The following is a 4,773-nucleotide window of genomic DNA, read 5'->3' as shown; positions in this document are numbered from 1 at the left end:
GGGCCCCGACCCCCCTTTGGGACAGCCCCCCGGACTCTAAACCCGGGGGCCGGGGTTGCCCGCCCCGGGCGGCCCCCGCCCCCACGGGGGGGGGGTCCCCGCAACGGGACACCCCCCCACTGCGTTGCGCCGTCCTGCTGTTCATCGGTGGTTCACAGGCTCGGCCGTCCCGCCCGAACGGCCGCGCTTCACCGAAGGGGCGTCACGTCCGGCCGTCGCCGGTCGCGCTCCCCTTCTCACTCACACCGGAGCCTCTCGGACCGGCGTTTCCCGCACCCGGCCGGTACGGGGGCTGTCGAGCACCCATCCCGCCTCCAGCCCGGGGATCAGAACTTCACGTCCGAGCAGGAGTAGAACGCGTTCGCGGTGTCCGCGATCGTCCACACCGCCAGGATGATGTGGTGACCGGTCTTCCCGCTGGGGATGGTGCCCGTCTGGGTCAGCGTGGCCGGCGGCTGCTGGTTGTTGTACGGCACCGTCAGGAACGGCTGCGAGTCCAGCGAGGCCCGGGTGAGCGGCTTCGTCGGGTCCCAGCCCTGCTTGGTGATGTAGTACCGGAAGTCCGTCGTGGAGTGACGGGCGGTGAACTGCCAGCGGAAGTTGAACGACTGGCCGCCGGTGACCTGCGTGGTGGGCCAGTTGCCGCCGCGCGGGTCGTCGAGCTGCGCGAACTCGGTGTGGTTGGCGGAGCAGATCTTCCCGTCCGCCGGACCCGCCGTCGGGAAGCCCTTCGGGCCCTCGACGCTCTGCGGCTCCCACTGGATGTTGCCGCAGTTGGTGACCGTGCCGTTGGCACAGAGCTTCTGACGGCTGATGGGGTTGTCGGTGTAGCCGTGGCTGCTGGCGCTGCTGGTGGCGAGCGCCGAAGCGCCCAGAATCGCCAGGCCGACCACGGCCGCGCTCGTCCTCTTACGCATGCTTCGCTCCTCAGGGACAGGGGGCTTTCGGTGAGCACTGCTCGTGAAGCGCGCGGTCGTGCGGTCTAGACCAAGTTCCACAGTATTGACGTGCCGTGAACATGTCCAGACCACTGCGTGACGGCATTCCGTTTCGCTATCCTGCGCCGTCGCACCACCCCCCAGGGCACCTCGGATCCCCTCAGCCTCCCTCGCCCCCGCCACGCCCCGTGTAGAAGGCCACCGTCAAGTCCCTTACCAGGGACTTGCGTTCGTAGTCGTCGAGCGCGACGAGTCCACGCGTGGTGAGCCGGTGGACGGTGTCGTCGACCGCGTCCACCACGGAGGTCAGGACGCTGTCCCGATGCCTCGCGTCGAGCGCCGCGACCCGGCGGCGCTGCATGGCCGCCGCGACCTCGGGGGCGTACTCGATCCCGGTCGGCTGCGCCGAGTACACCTCCACCCCGACCGGCTCACAGTCCGCCTTCAGCATCCGGGTCAGCGCGTCCCCGACCGCCTCGGCGTTCCGCAGCGTGGGGGCGTCCTCGTGGAAGGCGTCGGCGGGCAGTTGCGAGAGCACCCGGACCATGGCCGCCTCGACCTGTTCCCGCAGGTACGTCTCGTGGTCCGCGACCCCCAGCACCGCCCGGACGGTGTCCTCGACCCGCCAGACGACGAGGACGGTGACCCGCAGCGCCGTGCCGTTCGCGTCCACGGCGGGCATCGGGTCGCTCCGCCAGTGCCGCAGCCGCACGTCGGTGCGGCGACGGAGCAGCAGCGGGGAGACCCAGAAGAGCCCGGTACGCCGGACACTCCCCCGGTAGTCGCCGAAGAGCGTCAGCACCAAGGCGTACCCGACCCGCCCGCGCCCGAGGCCCCCGAACGCGAAGAGCACCACGGTCACCAGCACCGCGAGCACCGCCCAGAGGCCGATGCCGATGCCCTCGTACGGGCGTGGCCCGATGCCGAGCCGGGTCTGCGCCGTCGCCGGCAGCGCGCCCGCCCACCAGAGGACCACCAGTGCGGCGGCGCAGCCGGCCATCCCGGTGAGCACGGCCATCCAGCCGGGCAGGGCAGGTCCGGGGCGCTCGTGCAGCCGGGGATCGGCGACGGGCGCCCGGCGGGGCGGCGGACCGACCTGCGGCGAGCGGGGTACGGGCGGGCGCCGCCCCCCGGCACCGGACCGGTCGGCCGGCGGCGCGTGGCGCGCGACGGCCACGGGCACCGAGGCGACTTTGGCGGTGCGGTGCGGGTCGCCGCCGTCCCGGGCGGGGCCGCCGGGCGGTCCGTACGGGTCCGGTACGCCGGTACCGAGGCGCGGGAGGAGCCCGGTCCGGTCGTCGGGATCGCGGGGTTCGTCGCGGAAGAGCAGGTGCACCGGGATGGACGCGGTGGACTCGTTGGCGATGACCGACCGGCGGCGCCCGGTGCCCCACCGGTCCCCCTCGCGGTAGCCGCCGGACGGGGCGGGGACCTCCCCGGTGGCCGCTCCACCCCCGGCGGCCCCCTCGACTCCGCGGCTCCCGTCGCCCGAGCGGCTCCCGTCGCCCGACCCCGTCCCGTCGCCCGAACCGGTCCCGTCGCCCGACCCCGTCCCGTCGCCCGAACCGGTCCCGTCGCCCGCGGGCACCGAGACCGTGGCCGAAACGGTGCGCATCGAGGAGGTCTCCGTCTCGCCGTGCGCGAGTTCCAGCACCACGTCCACGCACGGCCCCTCGGTGTCCGGTCCCCCCTCCGTACGCGGATCGCCGCCTCCGGGCCGGCCGGGGTCCGTGTCCGGTTCGTCTACCGGGCCCGCCCCGGGGCCGGTGCCGCCTCCCGCGCCGCGGCGCGCCCCCACTCCGTCTTCCTCGTCTCCGTACACCCGCCACCGTTCCCTTCCGCACCCCGTCGATCCGGAGCTGTCGATCCGCCGGGCAGCCGCACCACCGGTGCGCCGGTCCTCCGATCCGCCGGGCGGCCCTCGGCCCCTTCAGGAGAAGAGCCGCCGCCAGGTGTCCGGCCCCGGGTAGCCGTCCGCCACGCCGCCGCGCCAGCCCTGGGCCCGCTGGAACGCCTCCACGTTGCGCCGGTCCGCCTCGGTCCAGCGGCGGCCCGGCCCCGAGGCGTAGTGCCGCCCGTAACCCTTCTTCACCAACTGCCTGCCGAGCCGCTCGACATGGGCGTTCGATTGACCTGGCTTGAAATAGCCGCGTCCGGGGAAGGGCGGGACCGCACTCGAACCGCCTCCCGACCCGGCCGCCGGAATGTTCTTTCCGGTGCCGTCGACGAGCCGGCGCCAGGTGTCCGGGCCGGGAAGGCCGTCCGCGTTCGCGCCCCTCCACCCCTGCGCCTGCTGGAACGCCCGGGTCGCGCGCCGGTCCGCCTCGCTCCAGGCGGGGCCGGGGCCCTGGGTGTAGAAACGTTTCCCGCCCCGCGCCACCAACATGTCGCCGAGCTGGGTGACATGGGCGTTGCGCGCCCCCGGCCCGAACCTGGCGGCACCGGGGAACCCCGCGGACGAGCCGCCGCCGGAACCGCCGGTGAGCCCCCGGTAGCGGTAGGCGAGGTACTTGTCGGAGTTGCTCCAGTACGCGAGGGGCGTGGTCTTCTTCCGGGTGGCCGGGGGTGTCTGCTCGTACGCCATGTACTGGGTGCGCGCACTGTTGGTCCAGCCGCCGAAGATCGTGACGTGCGACCCCTTGTTGGGGTCGGCCGGATTGTGGAAGAGGAGGATGTCGCCCGGTTCCAGCTGCGAGCGCGCGATCCGCGTGCCGTACGAGGAGAGGCTGCCGGTCCACTCGTTGCCGCCCAGCCCCCAGGCCATCGAGACATAGCCGGAGCAGTCCTGGCGGTAGCCGTCCGACCAGTACTTCTCCATGTCGTACGGCACCTTCGCGGCCACCCACGTCTTGGCGCGGGAGATGATCTCCCCGCGGGTGGTGGTCCGCAGTGCCAGGGGCGCGTCCGCGGTGGGCGGGCCCGCGGCACCACCGCCCATCAGCGGTCCGGCCTGCCCCTGCGGGGTCGTGGGCCCGGGGCCGGCCGCGTCGTCCGGGCGGACGGGCCCGGCGGCGTGGCAGGCGGGAACGACCGCCTCGGCGGCACCGGCGGAGAGGACCACTCCGGCAGCCGTGGCGAGCACCAGCGCGCGGCGTGCTCCGTGCGCGGCCCGATGGCCGCCGAGGCGGGGCGGCAGGCTCCGGGCTGCCGCAGTGCGGCGCTGGAGGGCACAGCCGGCGCAGCCGCAGTCGGCGGCGGGTTCGTACTCCCTGAAGACCGGGACGGTCATGTCGATTCCCCTCCGGACTCGTCAAGATTTTTTGAGGCACTCCGCTACGGGCGCCGGCGTCTCAACTCTCATGACAAATCACATTTTGACGGATCAAAGAGAAAAAACGACCATGCGACAGGGCGTTGCGGCATGGAAAATGGTCAGGAGCATGCTGCGGAATCCGGTAATGTTCTCCAGGTCAGCAGGCGCCGCTAGCTCAGTTGGTTAGAGCAGCTGACTCTTAATCAGCGGGTCCGGGGTTCGAGTCCCTGGCGGCGCACGCAGAGTCAAGGCCCTCTCACTTCACGTGAGGGGGCCTTGTTCGTTGCCCGGCCCCGCCGGACCGCACGCCCCTGCCCCGCACACACCGCGAGGCTCGCTCCCACCTCTCGTCTCTCTTCACGCATCCGCGCGACACCTCTTCACGCCCCCGCGCGGCCGCGGGCGCGCGCCGTCCGGAATCGCGCGGCCTGCACGCGCCACCCCTTCTGGTGACTCTCCGCCGACAAACCGTCACGGAGCGCCTAGTTGGATTCTCCCCGCCCGGAAGCCTCGGAACACCTCACGGCCCGGTGCGCGAAATGCGGGCGCGGAACCGGCCCCGTCGGGCGGCTCCCGCCCGGG

At 73.0% G+C, this 4,773-nt stretch carries 3 protein-coding genes and 1 tRNA gene; 1 reads left to right on the top strand and 3 read right to left on the bottom strand.

Translation table 11 applies throughout. From position 1 onward, the window contains the following. Window positions 1–326: 326 nt before the first annotated feature. From ACFWEP_RS31740 to ACFWEP_RS31730, 3 genes are all read right to left on the bottom strand, one after another. Window positions 327–917 carry a lytic polysaccharide monooxygenase gene (locus tag ACFWEP_RS31740; RefSeq protein WP_387375313.1) on the bottom strand — a complete coding sequence of 197 codons (591 nt, stop codon included), beginning with the start codon at window positions 915–917 and terminating at the stop codon, window positions 327–329. A 181-nt stretch (window positions 918–1,098) separates the two neighbouring features. Next, the gene (locus tag ACFWEP_RS31735) at window positions 1,099–2,601 is read right to left on the bottom strand and encodes an SPFH domain-containing protein (protein WP_387375311.1); all 1,503 of its coding nucleotides are present in this window, start codon (window positions 2,599–2,601) and stop codon (window positions 1,099–1,101) included. 267 nt (window positions 2,602–2,868) lie between these two features. Then, the gene (locus ACFWEP_RS31730; RefSeq protein WP_387375309.1) at window positions 2,869–4,167 is read right to left on the bottom strand and encodes a peptidoglycan-binding protein; all 1,299 of its coding nucleotides are present in this window, start codon (window positions 4,165–4,167) and stop codon (window positions 2,869–2,871) included. Window positions 4,168–4,355: 188 nt separating this feature from the next. Between ACFWEP_RS31730 and ACFWEP_RS31725 the strand changes: the two genes are divergently transcribed. Further along, a tRNA-Lys gene (locus ACFWEP_RS31725) sits at window positions 4,356–4,429 on the top strand. The last annotated feature ends 344 nt before the right edge of the window (window positions 4,430–4,773 follow it).

This window comes from Streptomyces sp. NPDC060198 (assembly GCF_042728415.1).
Classification (GTDB): domain Bacteria; phylum Actinomycetota; class Actinomycetes; order Streptomycetales; family Streptomycetaceae; genus Streptomyces.
The sequence above is the reverse complement of the archived record's forward strand: the minus strand, read 5'-3'. Positions and strand labels throughout refer to the sequence as shown.

Excerpts from the sequence above, each read along its gene's own strand:
- ACFWEP_RS31730 (WP_387375309.1), bottom strand. The coding sequence starts at position 4,167 with ATGACCGTCCCGGTCTTCAGGGAGTACGAACCCGCCGCCGACTGCGGC.
- ACFWEP_RS31740 (WP_387375313.1), bottom strand. The coding sequence starts at position 917 with ATGCGTAAGAGGACGAGCGCGGCCGTGGTCGGCCTGGCGATTCTGGGC.